Origin of the sequence: Bradyrhizobium sp. 157 (assembly GCF_023073815.1) — a bacterium.
Lineage (GTDB): Bacteria > Pseudomonadota > Alphaproteobacteria > Rhizobiales > Xanthobacteraceae > Bradyrhizobium.
Genome location: NZ_JADPKF010000090.1, coordinates 32,459 through 47,315, shown reverse-complemented (window position 1 = coordinate 47,315; position 14,857 = coordinate 32,459). Strand labels below are relative to the sequence as shown.

Here is a 14,857-nt window from a genome sequence, read left to right as displayed (position 1 = left end):
AACATTCCGGTCCGTGCACCTCGATTTACTCAATTTGCTTTGCCACGAAGATGTCATTCAGATGAATGGAGTTGAAAAGTCGGCTTCAGCAGCGGTTCAGCGCGCAGTGCCTAACGTCGCATGCACGATCGGCGAGCCCGGCCATTCGGGACCGGAGAGCCCGCAGGTCCCCACGGAAGAGGAGACAGCCATGCTCAAGACCATTTCTGCAGCGCTCGTTGCCGTGTCCGTTCTCGCCGCGCCCGTGCTTGCCGGCACTGCGGGCAAGACCGCGCAAGCTCCGGTGACCAAGAGCACGCAGGACCCGGTCACCAAGGCCGATCAGGGAAAATCGAAGGCGTTGAACGCCAATGCAGGCCGCCATCACAAGCACTATCGGCATCAGAGCCACAAGAAGCAGGTCGGCCTCTCGAAGACGCGGGCCGCGGTCAAACCCGCCGCGCCGGCTGCCAAGCGCAGTTGAACCAGCGCGATCGAATCTGATCCGTCGGCGCGTTTTGCTTCCCATTGCCCACGCGTCGGCGGATATCGGACCAGCCCACGTGCCATTGCTTCCCCGATGGCCGTGGGCTGGTGCTGCTTCGATCTGTTCGGGACGGTAACCGAGATGCGAATTCCATTTCGCCGCCGGGCAGTCTAAGAGACGGCCAACAACGGGGCGGGGGAAACATTTCGCTTGCGAAGTTCAGTCAAAATTGCGGCGATGGTGCTGTTGCCACTCGCGCTGTCGGCCTGCGCCGCCAGCGACGAGAGCAAGCCGATCACGTTTACCGACGATCGCGGCGTCTCCAGCCAGCCTTTTCCGAAAAATTACCGCGCCGAAGTGCTGGCGTTCCTGAAGACCTACCTCAACGACCCCGTCGGGGTACGCGGCGCCGTCATGGCCGAGCCGATCGAGCGCGTCGTCGGCGGGCGGCTGCGCTATGTCGTCTGTCTCCGATTCAGCCCGCGCGAATCCGACGGCGGCTACCGCGAGCCGCGCGAACGCGCCATCCTCTTTGTCGACGGCCGGCTCGACCGCATCATCGAAAACGCCGCGGAGCCCTGCGCGGGAATGGCCTACGCGCCATTTCCGGAACTGGAGAAACTGACGCGCTAGAGCATGATGAAATTGGGTTTGGTTGCGACCACGCAGAAGGTGCGCTCCCTCTCCCGCATGCGGGGGAGGGTTGGGGTGGGGGTGTCTCCGCGGGCGACACTGCCCGAGTGGAGAGAGCCCCCACCCGGCGCTTCGCGCCGACCTAAGAGCGAGCTTCGCTCGTCTCGACCCCCGCAAGCGGGAGAGGTGAAGCGCGTCTGCGGCCAAATCGATCTAACCAAAAATCATCATGCTCTAGATTCGCGCGCGTGCTGTGAGCTCCACACGAGAGTGTGATGCTTCGCGCCTATACATAGCGCGCCTGACCACTTAGATCGCATGCGATCTAATCGCATGAGATAAAGACCGGAGAAAGACCATGTCCCATCCCATCACGCCTGACCGCCGCCGCTTCCTCGGCACCGCGGCAGCTAGCCTTGCGGCCGCACCGTTTGCCATGAACGGGACTCTGTTCGCGCAGTCCGGTGACGCCGGAGCAGGCGCGGGCAGGCCGAGCGCCCACGCCTCGTTTGCTGCGCTGAAACAGATCGATGCCGGCGTCCTCAATATCGGTTACGCCGAAGCCGGGCCCGCCAACGGTCCCGTCGCCATCCTTCTGCACGGCTGGCCCTACGACATCTACGCGTTCGTCGACGTGGCTCCCGTGCTGGCATCGGCAGGCTTCCGGGTCATCGTGCCGTATCTGCGTGGTTACGGCACGACGCGCTTCCTCTCAGGCGATACGCCGCGAAATGGCCAGCAGGGCGCGCTCGCCACCGACGTCATCGCGCTGATGGATGCGCTGAAGATCGAGAAAGCGGTGGTGGCTGGCTTCGACTGGGGCGCCCGAACCGCCGATATCGTCGCCGCGATCTGGCCGGAGCGCGTCAAGGCGCTGATTTCGGTCAGTGGCTACCTGATCGGCAGCCAGGAAGCTAACACAAAACCGCTGCCGCCATCGGCCGAGCTGCAGTGGTGGTACCAGTATTATTTTGCAACCGAGCGGGGCCGGTTGGGCTACGAAAAATACCGGCGCGAGTTTTCCAAGCTGATCTGGCAGCTTGCCTCGCCGAAATGGAATTTCGACGACGCCACCTTCGAACGCAGCGCGGCGTCCTTCGACAACCCCGACCATGTCGCCATCGTGATCCACAATTATCGCTGGCGGCTTGGTCTCGCCCCGGGCGAGGCCAAATACGACGCGCTCGAAAAACGGCTGGCCGAATTTCCCGTGATTACCGTACCCACGATCACCCTCGAAGGCGACGCCAATGGCGCGCCGCATCCGGACCCGAAGGTTTACGCCAAAAAGTTCTCCGGCAGATACGCCCACCGTCTCATCACCGGCGGGATCGGGCACAACTTGCCGCAGGAAGCACCGCAGGCCTTTGCCGATGCCGTCGTCGAAGCGGCTCGCGCTTGAAGACGGACGGTCTTGCTGCCGGCAGCCGCGACGGCTGCCGGCGCGGGCCTTCTCCTAGCGCTCTCGGGACGGAACCGTGAACGAAATCGGATCACTTTTCGGCGATGGTTGAACCTTGCCTTAGTCATCCCGGACACCAGCTAAGCGGGGAGATCACCTCCTTAACCGGGGAAAAAGCCTGACGTGCGAGGGAACTAAAACGCTTTGTTGCTGTGCCGTCACAGTGGCGCGCCATCCGGTCGCGGGCGTTTGCCGCAAAGCAACCTAAATGAAGTCACGTTGTTTGGATTGGTATCCGCAAGCGTTCCTAACGGGGAAGTCAGATGAAGAAGTTACTGCTCGGGGCTGCCGCGCTGGCCGTCATGGCGGCTCCAGCTTTTGCGGCCGACATGCCGCCCCGGCCGTACACCAAGGCGCCTGCCTATACGGCGCCTCAAGTCGTCTACAACTGGACCGGATTCTATATCGGCGGCCATGTCGGTGGCGCCTTTGCGGGTGACAGCTCCCTACAGGGCAGCGATGCCCGCTTCCTTGGCGGCGTGCAGGGCGGCTTCGACTATCAGTTCGCGCCGAACTGGGTGCTGGGTGCGGAAGCCCAGTACAGCTGGCTGCCCAACAACAATAATAACGGCGTGCTGTTTCCGGGCGGGACGCTCGTGACCTCCAACACTGATCAGATCGGCTCGGTAACCGGCCGGATCGGCTACACTTGGGGTCCGGCGCTGCTCTACGCCAAGGGCGGTTACGCCTGGCGCAACGGCAACGATCTCGGAGTGTCGGTGGCCGGCGTGCCCGCGGGCTTCACCACCAACGGTAACGAGAAGGACGGTTATACGGTCGGCGGCGGCCTCGAATACATGTTTGCCCCGAACTGGTCGGCCAAGGCCGAGTACCAGTATTACAATTTCGGCGATACCACCTTCACGTCCGGTCCCGCCGACATCACCGGCCGCAGCTTCCGCAACGACGAACACACCGCCAAGGTCGGCGTAAACTACCGGTTCGGCTGGGGCGGCCCTGCTGCTGGCAAATACTGATACCGGCTTTGGTATCGACACATGTAAAGGCCGGCTTCACGCCGGCCTTTTGTTTGGGGAATGTCGAAGCGAGCGCGCGCCGGTGATTTTTTGGCGGATGCGAAAAAAATTTCGCGGTGCATGCAACTTTTCGTCACGATCCGATATTATGGTGCCGGCCGGCTGGTGGGACAACGAACATGCGTGTTTTTGCGTTAGGGCTGATCTTTTCCGCAGCGGCGTCTCCGTGCCTTGCTCAAACTGTCCTCAAATCCGAACCGCTTATTCTTGCTCCCTATGAAGTCGCCTTCGTGCAGGATCCCTCGTGCGGGGCCGGCAAGGTACGCAAGGTAACCGGTGCGATCAGGGGACTGCAGCGGCGCAAGGCTTGCGTGACCCTAGCTTCGGAACAGGCATCGCTCGTCTCGGCGACGCCGTAGGATCCGACTTTCTGTCTCAGATGTCGTCCCGGCGAACGGGATCCGTTCGCCGAGACCTGTCGTGTGCCCGGCCGTTTGACGGCGGGCCTTACGACGCTAATTGCAATTCCGTCTGCGCTTCGCGCTCGGCGTCCGCCTTGTTTCGGGCGGGGTCTTCATGCGGCTCGAGCTGGCACGGCCTGATCTCGTAGTCATGATCCAGCACCGGACGGGGGCCACTGTTGTCCTGTCCAGAAACGACATCGACGACGAGGCCGCTCTTCTGGGCGATCTTCCAGACATCGGCCGCGGTCGGATAGGCTTTGCTCAGCTTGGCATCGTTCGAGAACAGCGCGTAGGGCATTGTTAGCTCCGGTAAAAACGGTCAACGCAAAGGCGGGGGCCGGGTTTCAGGCTTGGCTGCCATGCGGCCATTCCACAGGCTGTTTCGGGAGCAATTTGGCTCGTTTCGGCCCATTTTCGTGGAGTCTCTGAGTCTTTAACGAGCCGTAAATTCCCGAAAAAAGAATCCCCGAGACTCAGTCGCCAGAATCGCCGGATGTTTCCGGCGATGAGAACGAGCCTCCAGACCTCCTGCGAGCGTGTCCAACTCACGCTGACCGTTTGCCTGCTGGCTGCCTGCGCAGCCAACATGGCGCTGGTCTATGCCTGGCTCTGAACATCGGGGCGGGCAGGAGAACGCAGCAAGGTGTTTGGGGTCTACTCCGCCGGCCGTGCCGGCGGCTCGCCTTGCCGGAGCGCAGCGTGCACCTTTGCCATGGTCGCGCTGCAATAGGCCTCGCGCTCGCGGTTGAACCGCTCCTGATGGGCACGGAAATTCGCAACCCGCGCCTTGATCTCGGATCGGAAGTCGTCCGGCAGGCTGGGGCGCGGCATCGGATCCGGCCTTGATATTTCCTTTGCAGCCGGGCTGACGGTGCCACTTACGGCCAAGAGCGCCTCGATGTCGGGCATCGGCGCGGTCGCGCGGGCAGTTTCCGAGGTCTCGACCGAAAACAGCGGGAACGACGTCGTGACTGTCTTCTCGGCCTCCGGCGGCTTGCCGGTCACCGATTGAACAAACGCCATCGTCTGCGCGATCAGGAGATCGCGTTCCCTCATCCATTTCATGAGACACCTCGGCCCAAACCCACTCCATCAAACGGCTTTTGTGGAATCAAGCGGTCGGGGAGGTAGCTGGGGATAACTGCCGCTCATTTGCGCGCGGGGTGACAAAACGGTGACAGTTCGTCCCGCGAACTACACATGGCCCGTCAGGTGCGCGTCAGGTGATTGTGTCCCGCAAGCGTGGTCGCGAATCGGGATCTAGCGTTCGCGGGGATTGGTGTTCGGGACAAAGGGCGCGCCGATCATGCGTACCGGCGGCTGGTCGCCGACGTAGATGATCCGCTTGTCGGGTGAGGCTGTCCGCTCGATGCGGGCGCTGGTCCGATCAGCGAACTGGTCCGTGTTGCTCGACCCAAGCAGCGTGGCTCCGACCGCAATCGCCGAAGAGAACACGGTGACAACAGCGAGCAGCACCATGTTGCAGTTTTCTTCGCGAATTCTCATGCGTTGAAAACGTGTGCGGAGGAGGTTGGTTCCGGCTCAGATCGAGCGACGGTCGCGCACAACGCTCCGCACCGGCGGATTGCAGGACACGGCTAGCGTCTCGTTTTCGCGTCGCTCGGAGTCGCAAGCAAATAAATGGTGCCGGTTGAGAGGATTGAACTCCCGACCTTCGGTTTACAAAACCGCTGCTCTACCGCTGAGCTAAACCGGCGAATTGAAGCGATCGTTGAACAGCGAAAATACCCGCCGCATGGGCCGATCTTTGGCGGCTCGAATAGCAGACTTGGTCGCAAAGGGCCAGAACATCAAGAACCGCGCCAGCGCACCCGAGGCATGAAAAAGGCGGCCTTTCGGCTGCCTTTCCCGGACTCGATTTGCACTGTTCTATTGGCAGATATGCCTGCGGCCGTCATCGCCGCGGAACTAGGAGCCGGGGGTGCAGACGAAGCCGTTGCGCCGGGCGTATTGGCCGCCGCCGATCGAGGCCCTGGCGGCGGCAACTGGAGCGCTCGCGATAGCTGCGGCGGTGCCCACCGCGTCGCCGACGACTCCGGCCACGACGTCGCCTGGCCAGAAGCCGCTGTCTTAGCGGTTATAGCTGTTACGCCAGGTGCTATCCCGATAAGTGCTATCCCGATAAGTGCGATCCCGATAGGCCTGATCGCGATAGACCTGCCGCTGGTAGCTGCCGGTATAGGGATTTCCCGGTCCCTTGTTCTGGCAGTTGGCGTTTGGATAAAATTGCGCGCAATAGCCGGGATTTTGGATGACCTCCTGCGCGGTGGCGGGGCTAGTGAGCGCGGACGCAAGCACCGCGGCGGCGGCGAGAATTCCGGACTTTGTCATCGGGGGTACTCCGTTGCTGGTGATGCGGGCTAAGCGCCCCCCGCTGCCGATCGTTCCGGTGTTCGCATTCAGGTTGAGTCAAACCGGCGTGATGCCGAGCAACGGGAAAGCGCCGGACTCTTCGATTTCGGTTGTGCGATCCTCAAACCGGTGTGAAGTTCCGGCAGCCTATCATTTGAAGGATCGGGAAATTTGATTCAGCCGCGCGATGTCGACTACCGCTGCGACGAGCTCAATCTGCGCGGCTATCTTGCAATTGACGAGAACGCGGTCGGAAAGCGACCGGGCGTGCTGGTGTTTCACGAGGGCCTGGGGCTCGGAGAATTCGCCATGGAGCGCGCCCGCCGGCTCGCCGGTCTCGGCTATGTGGCGCTGGCCGCCGATATGTTCGGCGACCGTCGGCAGGCAGTCAACCTGCAGGAAGTCTCCGCGCTGGTGGGCGGGCTTCGCGCCGAGCCGGAGAAGCTGCGCGCGCGGGGGCGTGCCGCGCTCGAAACGCTGGCCGCGCTGCCGCAGGTTGATCCCCGGAGGCTGGCGGCCATCGGGTTCTGTTTTGGTGGGTCGGTGGTGCTGGAGCTCGCTCGCGAAGGCGCGGACCTCAAGGCAATCGTCAGTTTCCACGGCGTGCTGGCGACCAAAATGCCGGCGCAGCCGGGCCGGGTGAGGGCGAGCGTGCTGGTCTGCACCGGGGTAGACGACCCGTTGGCGCCGCCGGATCAGGTGGCTGATTTCGAGAATGAGATGCGCACTGGCGAGGTGAAGGATTGGCAGGTTATCTCCTACGGCAACACGCTGCACGGTTTCACCAACCCGGCCGCGGACGGCTCGATCATGCGCGCCGCGCTCTACAACGAGCAGGCCGACCGCCGCTCCTGGGCATCGATGCGGAGCCTGTTCGATGAAGTCTTGACCTGACAAAGGCTTCGAACTGGTATTTTATCAAGCAGGCTAGCGAGCAGGGGGCGCATGTTCGGAATTCTGGGGTTGGGGTTTTTGCTGGGCATGCAGCATGCGCTCGAAGCCGATCATATCGCCGCCGTCTCCAGCATCGCCGCGCGCCGCAGCCGTGTCGCCGATATCGTCAAGCACGGGCTGACCTGGGGGCTCGGCCATACGCTTACCTTGTTCTTCTTTGCCGGTGCCGCCATTCTGCTTGGCCGCGCGATCCCGGACGGCGTTGCCCGGCCGCTCGAGACTGCCGTCGGCCTGATGCTGGTCGGCCTCGGGGCGCATGTGCTGTGGCGGCTGTGGCGCGACCGGGTGCATTTTCACCGGCATGACCACGGCGACGGCACAGTGCATTTCCATGCTCACAGCCATGCCGGCGAGACCGCACCGCATGGCCGCGCCGCCCACATCCACGAACATGGCTTCCGCTGGCGGACCCTGCTGGTCGGCTTGATGCACGGCATGGCGGGCTCGGCCGCACTTCTGGTGCTCGCGGTCACGCAGGCGTCCAGCGCTGCCGTCGGGCTCGGCTATATCGCGCTGTTCGGCGTCGGCTCGATGATCGGCATGGGCGCGCTGTCGACGGCGATCGCAGTGCCGCTTGCGGTCTCCGCCCGCTGGCTCACTTGGGCCAATCGCAGCTTGCAAGGGGCAGTCGGCCTTGCCACCGTCGCGATCGGAATTATGACGGTAGTAGAGACGGTGCTGGCCTGACGCGGCATCGTCTCAGCGTTAGGGGCCGACAATAATTATAAAGTGTTTGGAGGAAATAGAATGAAGCGCCGAGATTTTCTGGCCGGAAGCGCCGTATGTTCGCTGGCGGCGATAACGGGCAAGGCATTCGCGCAGGCCGGCCCGCTGACCAAGATCATCTTTCCCTTTGCCGCCGGCGGCGGCGGGGATGCACTTTGCCGGCTGCTGGCGCAGCACATCGCTCCACTGCTCGATCGTAACATCATCGTCGAGAACCGCACCGGCGGCGACGGGCTGATCGGCATCAAGGCGGTGAAGGGAGCCAATCCCGACGGCACCACCGTCCTCGTCACCACGGGGCCGACGATGTATCTCTTGCCGATGGTCGAGACCACGCCGAGCTTCGACGCGGCGAAGGATTTCGTTCCGGTCAGCCAACTCGTGCGGTTCGAATTCTGTGTCTTCGTCGGTACCGCCGTCCCCGCCGAGGTCAAGGATTTCAAGCAATTCGTCGCCTGGCTAAAAGCCAATCCGGACAAGACGACGTTCGGCGTGCCCAGCAACGGCACCATTCCGCATTTTACCGGCTCGCGGCTCGAGCAGGCGCTGGGCGTCAAGCTGACCCGGGTGGCCTATCGCGGCAGCGCGCCGATCATCAACGATCTCGTCGGCGGCCACATGCCGTTCGCGATTTCCACGTTGACCGATGCCATCCCGCAGCATCGCGCGGGCAACGTTCGGATTCTCGCGGTCGGCAGCGCGCAGCGCTCGCCGTTCCTGCCCGACGCGCCGACGCTGAGAGAGAGCGGCGTCGATCTGGTGGCGGATGCCTGGTACGGCATGTGGCTGCCGGCAGGCGCCTCGCCCGACTTTGCCAAGAAGCTGAGCGGGGCCGTCGCCACCGCGCTCGCCAAGCCGGAGGTCAAGGAAAAGCTTTCAGCCATCGGCCTGATCCCAGTCGGCTCGACGCCCGAAGGCCTAACGAAGGAGCTCGCCGCCAATACCGCCTTCTGGCAGCCGATCGTGAAGGAGACGGGGTACAAGATCACGAATTAGAAGCATGATCGGGAAAAGTGGGTACCGGAAGCTCATGGAGCATTGACCAAAAATCAAGCTGGCACACAAAGGAGGGTTCTTTGGGCAGTGAAGGTAGAGTGACGAACAAGCCGCGTGAAAAACCTGCTGCATAGTTTGTCATGCGACCGATCTTCCATCCGAGTCTGGTCAACGGTCGCTACGGCGACCCGACGGTCTATGTGGAGACACTGTTCAAAACGGATAGTGTGCTGTTCGATCTCGGGGAAATCGCTTCACTGTCACCGCGGAAGCTACGACGCGTCGATAAGATCTTCGTCTCGCATGCGCATATCGATCATTTCATTGGCTTCGATCATCTGCTCCGTTTGCTCGTAGGACAGGAGAGAACTGTACATCTTTACGGCCCGGCCGGTTTTGCCGAGCGCGTCTTTCACAAGCTTCAGGCCTATCAATGGAATCTGGTCGAGAGCTACGGCGCCGATCTTGTCTTCGTTGTCAGCGAAGTTGAGGCGCCGAACTCCATCTCGACCAGGCAGTTCCGGTTGAAGAGGGCTTTTGCCGCAGAACCGCCGGTGTCGAAGGCAATTCTTGATGGCGTCCTATCTGACGAGCCGACCTGCCGCGTCTCAGCCGCCATCCTCGAGCATGGCACGCCCTGCCTCGGCTTTGCCCTGCAGGAGGCGGCTCATGTCAACATTTGGAAGAATCGACTATCCGAGCGCGGGCTTCCGGTCGGTCCGTGGTTGCAGTGGCTCAAGCAGGCAGTTGTGGAAGGCCGGCCGGACGATCATTTGATACGGATCGATGGAGCTACTGCTTCGGACGTTCGCCTCGAGCCGCTCGGCAGCCTGCGTGACCTCCTGACGGTCACTGCCGGCCAGAAAATTGCCTATGTTACCGATGTTGTCGATACGCCGGCCAATCGCACCGCCATCGTGGCGCTCGTTCAGAATGCGGACATCCTCTTCATTGAGGCGACATTCGCAGGCACAGATGCCGCATTGGCGAGGGACCGGGGCCATCTTACAACGACGGCTGCCGGAGAAATTGCGCGGGAAGCCAATGTGCGCCGTGTCGAGCCGTTTCACTTCTCTCCGCGCTATGCGGGAGAGGAGGAGCGGATGCTGGCCGAGGTGATGACGGCATTCAGGGATCCCGCATCTGACGCAAAAACCTGAGCGGTATTTTCATGCTCGAGGAAAGACGCTTGCCGGATGGGCATCGGAAATTGGTACGGCTCTTTCTATGCGGCGATGTCATGTGCGGTCGCGGCATCGACCAAGTGTTGGCGCACCCCTGCAGCCCCGAGATTTACGAAAATTACGTGCGATCGGCGAAGGGGTACGTGCTGCTTGCCGAGCAGGCGAACGGGCCCATTCCGCGGCAAAACGGGCCGTCCTACGTTTGGGGCGCTGCGCTGGGCCAGCTGGAGCGCATGCAGCCGGACGCACGGATCATCAATCTCGAAACCGCAGTGACCCGCAGCAACGACCGCATGAACAAGGGCATCAACTACCGCATGAGCCCCGAGAATGCAGAATGTCTCGTGGCGGCCGAGATCAACTGCTGCGTATTGGCCAACAATCATGTGCTCGATTGGGGCCGCGCCGGCCTGCTGGAGACGCTGGCTACTCTGCAAAAACTCGACGTCAAGGCAACGGGCGCGGGGCGCAACGATCATGAAGCGCGCGCACCCGCGGTGCTGAACCTTGGCAAAGCGAGGCTCTTGATCTTTTCGTTTGGGTCGACATCGAGCGGCATCCCGCTCGAATGGGCTGCGACGTCAGACGCGCCAGGCGTCAACTTACTGCCTGACTTGTCCGAGGCGAGCGCGTGGGAGATCGCCGACCAAGTCATGGCCATCAGGAGGCCGGGTGATCTCGTCGTCGTATCGATCCATTGGGGATCCAATTGGGGATATCACATTCCCCGTGAGCAGAAAGTTCTGGCCCGGGCCTCGACAAGGCAGGCGTGTCGATCGTTCACGGGCATTCCTCGCATCATCCGCGAGCGATCGAAATTTATCGAGACCGCCTCATTCTCTATGGCTGCGGTGATTTCCTGAATGACTATGAAGGGATCAGTGGTTACGAACGCTACCGTGACGATCTTGCCTTGATGTATTTCGCCGACCTGGATCCGACCAGCGGAAGCCTCCATGCGCTCAAACTGGTTCCCCTGCAGATCAAGAACTTTCGTCTCTGCATTCCAGCGCGGCAGGATATCGAATGGATCCAGCAGACACTGGATGGGACATGTCATCAGCAGTTCGGAACGAGGGTCATTCCTGATTCCGAAGGGCAGCTTGTCGTTACCGGGCCTCGGGCAGGGATCTAACCCTGTCACGCCCGCTTTCGGCGCGACGCGGACCATCTGCGAATGCTGACGTCTGCGCGCCTCCTTGAGGCTTCATTCCGATCTTCTCACTGATCGCGCCGAGCTAGGCTGCGTCCTGGCCCGATGCTTCGTGCGTTGATGACGGATAGCGCGCTCTACCGCTGAGAGGAAAGAGGCGATCCAATGATCGAGGATCCAGCCGGCCTGGCCAAATCCTTGCTGGCCAAGTCCTTGCTGGCCAAGTCCTCGATTGCCTTGTTTTGTCTGTAACGCCTGCGTCATGTTAGCCACCTTTGCCACCGGAGAGCAGTGCTCCGGTGGCGTAAGAAACGACAGCGCGGTCAGTCCTATCGCCGCGCTTCGAGCACGATGTTGAAGGGTGTCTCGGCTGCGATCCGGACACGGCTAAATCCTGCTTCGCGCAGAACCGCTTCCAACCGTTTTGGTCCTGCCTGCCCACCGAGGGCGAGCCCTACCTCCTGCGCCAGGGAAACCGGCGTGCAGATCATGGTGGAGCCGGCATAATAGAGGCGGCCGACCGGATTGATATTGTCTTCCAGCCGGTCTCCTGCAAGCGGCTCCACGGCCATGAACGTGCCGTCAGGGGCGAGAGCCTGCAGAATGCGGCTCGCTGCGCCGACGGGATCACCAAGGTCGTGCAGCGCGTCGAAACAACAGATCAGGTCGAAATTGCCGCCAACAAAATTCTTGGCCGTGGCGACATCAAATTCCGTCCTGGCTGCTACGCCGTCGCGTTTCGCGGCGTCGCGGGCGCAGGCGATCGAATCTTCGTGGTTGTCGATCCCGAGAAATCTGGACCGTTCGAATGCTTTAGCCATCAGGATGGTTGAGATGCCATGGCCGCAGCCGATATCCGCGACCCGCGCACCGCGGCCGAGTTTTTCGACCACGCCGTCCAATGCGGGAAGCCATTCCTGCACCAGATGGGCTTTGTAGCTCACGCCGAAGAAGCGCGCCATTCCGCTGAACAGGCAGTTGCATCGCCCGTGATAACCGGCGGCGCCGCCGTTGCGGAAAGCCTTGCTCACCTTGGGCTGGTCAACCATAACGGCCTGGCAAACCTCGAACGAGCCCAGCATGTAGACCGGGCTGTCAGGATTGCCGAACACCATGGCCTGCTCGGGATTCATGGAGAAGCGCTTGGTCGAAGCGTCATAGTCCAGATAGCCGGCGGCGGCGTGAGCGCTGAGCCATTCGCGCACAAGGCGCTCGACTGTTCCGGTACGGCGCGCCAGCTCTTCCGGCGTCACCGGTCCCGACGCGGCGAGCGTGCTGTACAGTCCGAGTTCGTCGCCAATGCGCACCAGCGGTGCAATCATGGCGGCGCCGAGATCGCCCAGTATCCGCGTAACAAATACTTCCAGCTTCTGCTCGTTTAATTCTCTGACCATCATGTTCATTGCTGCCTCCTTTGGCGCGATGGGGACATAGGTCCTCGCGGGGGTGCGGCAAATGACCAGACTGCCGGATGGCTTGACTAGGCGTCTGAATTCTTTCTATTTTTTGCAGTTCGTCCGAGAAGCGTGACCGAGCGTCCGATTGGAGCTGCGACTATGGGGGCGGATGCCCTGTCCGATGTGTTGCGCGCCGTACGACTCAGTAGCGCGATGTTCTTCCATCTTGACGTCCGCGCACCATGGGTGGCCGAGGCGCCGGAATCGGCCGCCTGCGCTTCAGCCGTCTTGCCTGGGGCACAGCACGTCATCGAGTATCACGTGGTGGTCGACGGTCGCTGCTGGGGCGGCTTGATCGATGCGCCATCCGTACGGCTCGAGGCGGGCGATATCATCGCTTTTCCGCAGGGCTCAGCACATGTACTTTCCAGCGCTCCGGGCATGCGGTCGATGCCTGATCTGAGCATCTATGGTCAGGCGAGGGCCAGTCAGCTTCCGCTCATGATGCGCCTCGGCGACAACGGACCCGCCGATGCGCGCATCCTGTGCGGATTTCTCGGCTGCGACACGCGTCCTTTCAATCCGCTGGTGGAGGCGCTGCCTCCGGTCCTGCATCTGCGCGGAAGTTCATATCGGGAGAATTCGGGACTTGGTTACCTGATCAATGCCGCACGGGTTGAATCGGAGGGGCGCCGGACCGGCGGGGAGGGCGTGCTGGCCCGGCTAGGCGAACTGCTCTTTGTCGAGGCGATCAGGTGCCATATCGAAGCGCTTGGCCCCGAACAGACCGGCTGGTTTGCCGGCTTGGCCGATCGACACGTCGGTCAAGCGCTGAATCTCTTGCATGGCGAGCCAGCGGCCGATTGGACATTGGATGAGCTCGCGAAGGCCGTGGGGCTGTCGCGATCGACGTTCGCGCAGCGGTTCACCCATCTGATCGGACAACCGCCGATGCAGTATCTGACGCGCTGGCGCATGCAACTCGCTGCCGGTCTGCTAGCGTCTGGAAGCGATCCGATCGCCCGCGTGGCGGAGGCGGTTGGCTATGATTCCGAAGCCGCCTTCAATCGTGCGTTTCGCAGAACGGTAGGGACGCCACCGGCGGCCTGGCGGCAGACGCAGATATCGCCGGAGTAGGCGCTCAGAGGATGCGTTCCTGATGGCTGGTCGTGGAGTTCGGGCGGTTAGCCTCATTCTCGTCAGAGCGATTGCCCTGGTGCTTAGAATCGTGGGGGTAAAGGGCTCACGCAACGATCGTGACTGGTTGGCTGAATGGCAACACCTGCGGGGAAAATTATCGCAACGCGTGGTGTTCCCGAGACCCTGTACGATGCTAATCGCCTGAATTACTGCATGATTTGTCAAGGTTGGCAGCGCCTTCGCGCGCTCGAGGGGCCGTCAAACGTGCCCCGTCCGCGTTTTGACTTGATGGTGATTTCCTAGTTTAACTACCATTCTGTTTCTGACGGAAGTTGGGGATCGAAGCAGGTGCGGTTGACCCGTTTTACCGCGTCTGCCGATAGCAGGGGGATAAGCACCGCATGAGTTCGTATTTTCGGCGGCAGCTTGCGGATTACGTTGAATACCATCGTGACCCCTGGAATTGCGCAATGCATGTGTTGGGCATCGTGTTCTTGTTCCTGGCCGCTATCCTTCCGCTCAGCTTGTGGTCCATCACCGTATTCGGGTTCCAAACCAGCGCGGCAACCATCGCTGTCATACCGGTGCTCATCTACTGGTTGCTGCTCGACTCCGCCCTGGGAACCGCGATCCTTGGGGCCGCAATTGTGTTGCTCTCAGTCGCCGCTGCGATCGTTGATAATACGACGACTGCCGGGATGTGGTCACTTACGGTGATCCTGATTGTCGTCGGCGTCGCATCGCAAATTATTGGGCACCGCGTGTTCGAGGGGCGGCAGCCGGCGCTGGTCGACAATCCGACTCACCTGCTGCTGGGCCCAATGTTTGTCATGGCAAAGCTGTTTATCGCGCTGGGCTTTCGGCGCGATCTCGCCATCATCATCCAAGTGCATCCGCAAGGCGCTGCATCTTGATCTCAAATAGTTCAGCTT

18 protein-coding genes, 1 tRNA gene and 1 pseudogene are annotated in these 14,857 nt (G+C 61.6%); 14 read left to right on the top strand and 6 right to left on the bottom strand.

Translation table 11 applies throughout. From position 1 onward, the window contains the following. Positions 1-190 precede the first annotated feature (190 nt). From IVA95_RS25945 to IVA95_RS39090, 5 genes are all read left to right on the top strand, one after another. The gene (locus IVA95_RS25945; protein ID WP_247513087.1) at positions 191-463 is read left to right on the top strand and encodes a hypothetical protein; all 273 of its coding nucleotides are present in this window, start codon (positions 191-193) and stop codon (positions 461-463) included. 213 nt (positions 464-676) lie between these two features. Further along, positions 677-1,099, top strand: coding sequence for a hypothetical protein (locus IVA95_RS25940; RefSeq protein ID WP_247513086.1), 423 nt, complete (start codon positions 677-679; stop codon positions 1,097-1,099). A gap of 358 nt (positions 1,100-1,457) precedes the next feature. After that, complete coding sequence (locus tag IVA95_RS25935; protein WP_247513085.1) at positions 1,458-2,501, top strand: alpha/beta hydrolase; 1,044 nt, start codon at positions 1,458-1,460, stop codon at positions 2,499-2,501. Between the two features lie 323 nt (positions 2,502-2,824). Further along, entirely contained in the window at positions 2,825-3,538 is a 714-nt protein-coding gene (locus tag IVA95_RS25930; RefSeq protein WP_247513084.1) for an outer membrane protein, read from the top strand. Positions 3,539-3,717: 179 nt separating this feature from the next. Continuing rightward, positions 3,718-3,957, top strand: coding sequence for a hypothetical protein (locus tag IVA95_RS39090; RefSeq protein WP_346658048.1), 240 nt, complete (start codon positions 3,718-3,720; stop codon positions 3,955-3,957). An 88-nt stretch (positions 3,958-4,045) separates the two neighbouring features. On the opposite strand, the gene IVA95_RS25925 is transcribed toward IVA95_RS39090, so the two are convergent. Next, positions 4,046-4,300, bottom strand: coding sequence for a hypothetical protein (locus tag IVA95_RS25925; RefSeq protein ID WP_247513083.1), 255 nt, complete (start codon positions 4,298-4,300; stop codon positions 4,046-4,048). A gap of 207 nt (positions 4,301-4,507) precedes the next feature. Here IVA95_RS25925 and IVA95_RS25920 point away from each other — a divergent pair, with 207 nt between their 5' ends. Continuing rightward, a complete protein-coding gene (locus IVA95_RS25920) occupies positions 4,508-4,615 on the top strand; it encodes a glucose transporter (RefSeq protein ID WP_197427355.1) in 108 nt (35 codons plus the stop codon). A gap of 41 nt (positions 4,616-4,656) precedes the next feature. Here IVA95_RS25920 and IVA95_RS25915 read toward each other — a convergent pair whose 3' ends face one another. From IVA95_RS25915 to IVA95_RS39085, 4 genes are all read right to left on the bottom strand, one after another. Beyond that, the gene (locus IVA95_RS25915; RefSeq protein WP_247513082.1) at positions 4,657-5,067 is read right to left on the bottom strand and encodes a hypothetical protein; all 411 of its coding nucleotides are present in this window, start codon (positions 5,065-5,067) and stop codon (positions 4,657-4,659) included. A gap of 195 nt (positions 5,068-5,262) precedes the next feature. Beyond that, the gene (locus IVA95_RS25910) at positions 5,263-5,508 is read right to left on the bottom strand and encodes a hypothetical protein (protein ID WP_247513081.1); all 246 of its coding nucleotides are present in this window, start codon (positions 5,506-5,508) and stop codon (positions 5,263-5,265) included. 136 nt (positions 5,509-5,644) lie between these two features. Then, positions 5,645-5,719 (bottom strand) — tRNA-Thr (locus IVA95_RS25905). A 374-nt stretch (positions 5,720-6,093) separates the two neighbouring features. After that, positions 6,094-6,354, bottom strand: coding sequence for a hypothetical protein (locus tag IVA95_RS39085; protein WP_346658047.1), 261 nt, complete (start codon positions 6,352-6,354; stop codon positions 6,094-6,096). Between the two features lie 192 nt (positions 6,355-6,546). On the opposite strand from IVA95_RS39085, the gene IVA95_RS25895 reads away from it, so the two are divergent. From IVA95_RS25895 to IVA95_RS25870, 6 genes and pseudogenes are all read left to right on the top strand, one after another. Further along, positions 6,547-7,269: a dienelactone hydrolase family protein gene (locus IVA95_RS25895; protein ID WP_247513080.1), complete on the top strand. Its 723-nt coding sequence runs from the start codon at positions 6,547-6,549 to the stop codon at positions 7,267-7,269. Positions 7,270-7,320: 51 nt separating this feature from the next. Further along, positions 7,321-8,016, top strand: coding sequence for an urease accessory protein (locus IVA95_RS25890; protein WP_247513079.1), 696 nt, complete (start codon positions 7,321-7,323; stop codon positions 8,014-8,016). A 60-nt stretch (positions 8,017-8,076) separates the two neighbouring features. Next, positions 8,077-9,051, top strand: a complete 975-nt coding sequence (locus tag IVA95_RS25885; RefSeq protein WP_247513078.1) for a Bug family tripartite tricarboxylate transporter substrate binding protein — start codon at positions 8,077-8,079, stop codon at positions 9,049-9,051. A gap of 140 nt (positions 9,052-9,191) precedes the next feature. Then, the gene (locus IVA95_RS25880) at positions 9,192-10,211 is read left to right on the top strand and encodes an MBL fold metallo-hydrolase (RefSeq protein ID WP_247513075.1); all 1,020 of its coding nucleotides are present in this window, start codon (positions 9,192-9,194) and stop codon (positions 10,209-10,211) included. Between the two features lie 11 nt (positions 10,212-10,222). Next, positions 10,223-11,046: pseudogene (locus tag IVA95_RS25875) on the top strand (CapA family protein); the annotation flags it as partial. A 105-nt stretch (positions 11,047-11,151) separates the two neighbouring features. Then, entirely contained in the window at positions 11,152-11,370 is a 219-nt protein-coding gene (locus tag IVA95_RS25870) for a hypothetical protein (protein WP_247513073.1), read from the top strand. Positions 11,371-11,717: 347 nt separating this feature from the next. On the opposite strand, the gene IVA95_RS25865 is transcribed toward IVA95_RS25870, so the two are convergent. Beyond that, positions 11,718-12,791: a class I SAM-dependent methyltransferase gene (locus IVA95_RS25865; protein WP_247513072.1), complete on the bottom strand. Its 1,074-nt coding sequence runs from the start codon at positions 12,789-12,791 to the stop codon at positions 11,718-11,720. A 153-nt stretch (positions 12,792-12,944) separates the two neighbouring features. On the opposite strand from IVA95_RS25865, the gene IVA95_RS25860 reads away from it, so the two are divergent. Both IVA95_RS25860 and IVA95_RS25855 read left to right on the top strand, forming a co-directional pair. Further along, complete coding sequence (locus tag IVA95_RS25860) at positions 12,945-13,922, top strand: AraC family transcriptional regulator (protein WP_247513071.1); 978 nt, start codon at positions 12,945-12,947, stop codon at positions 13,920-13,922. Between the two features lie 404 nt (positions 13,923-14,326). Next, positions 14,327-14,839 (top strand): Mpo1-like protein, encoded by a 513-nt coding sequence (locus IVA95_RS25855; RefSeq protein WP_247513070.1) that lies wholly within the window; start codon positions 14,327-14,329, stop codon positions 14,837-14,839. Positions 14,840-14,857 lie beyond the last annotated feature (18 nt).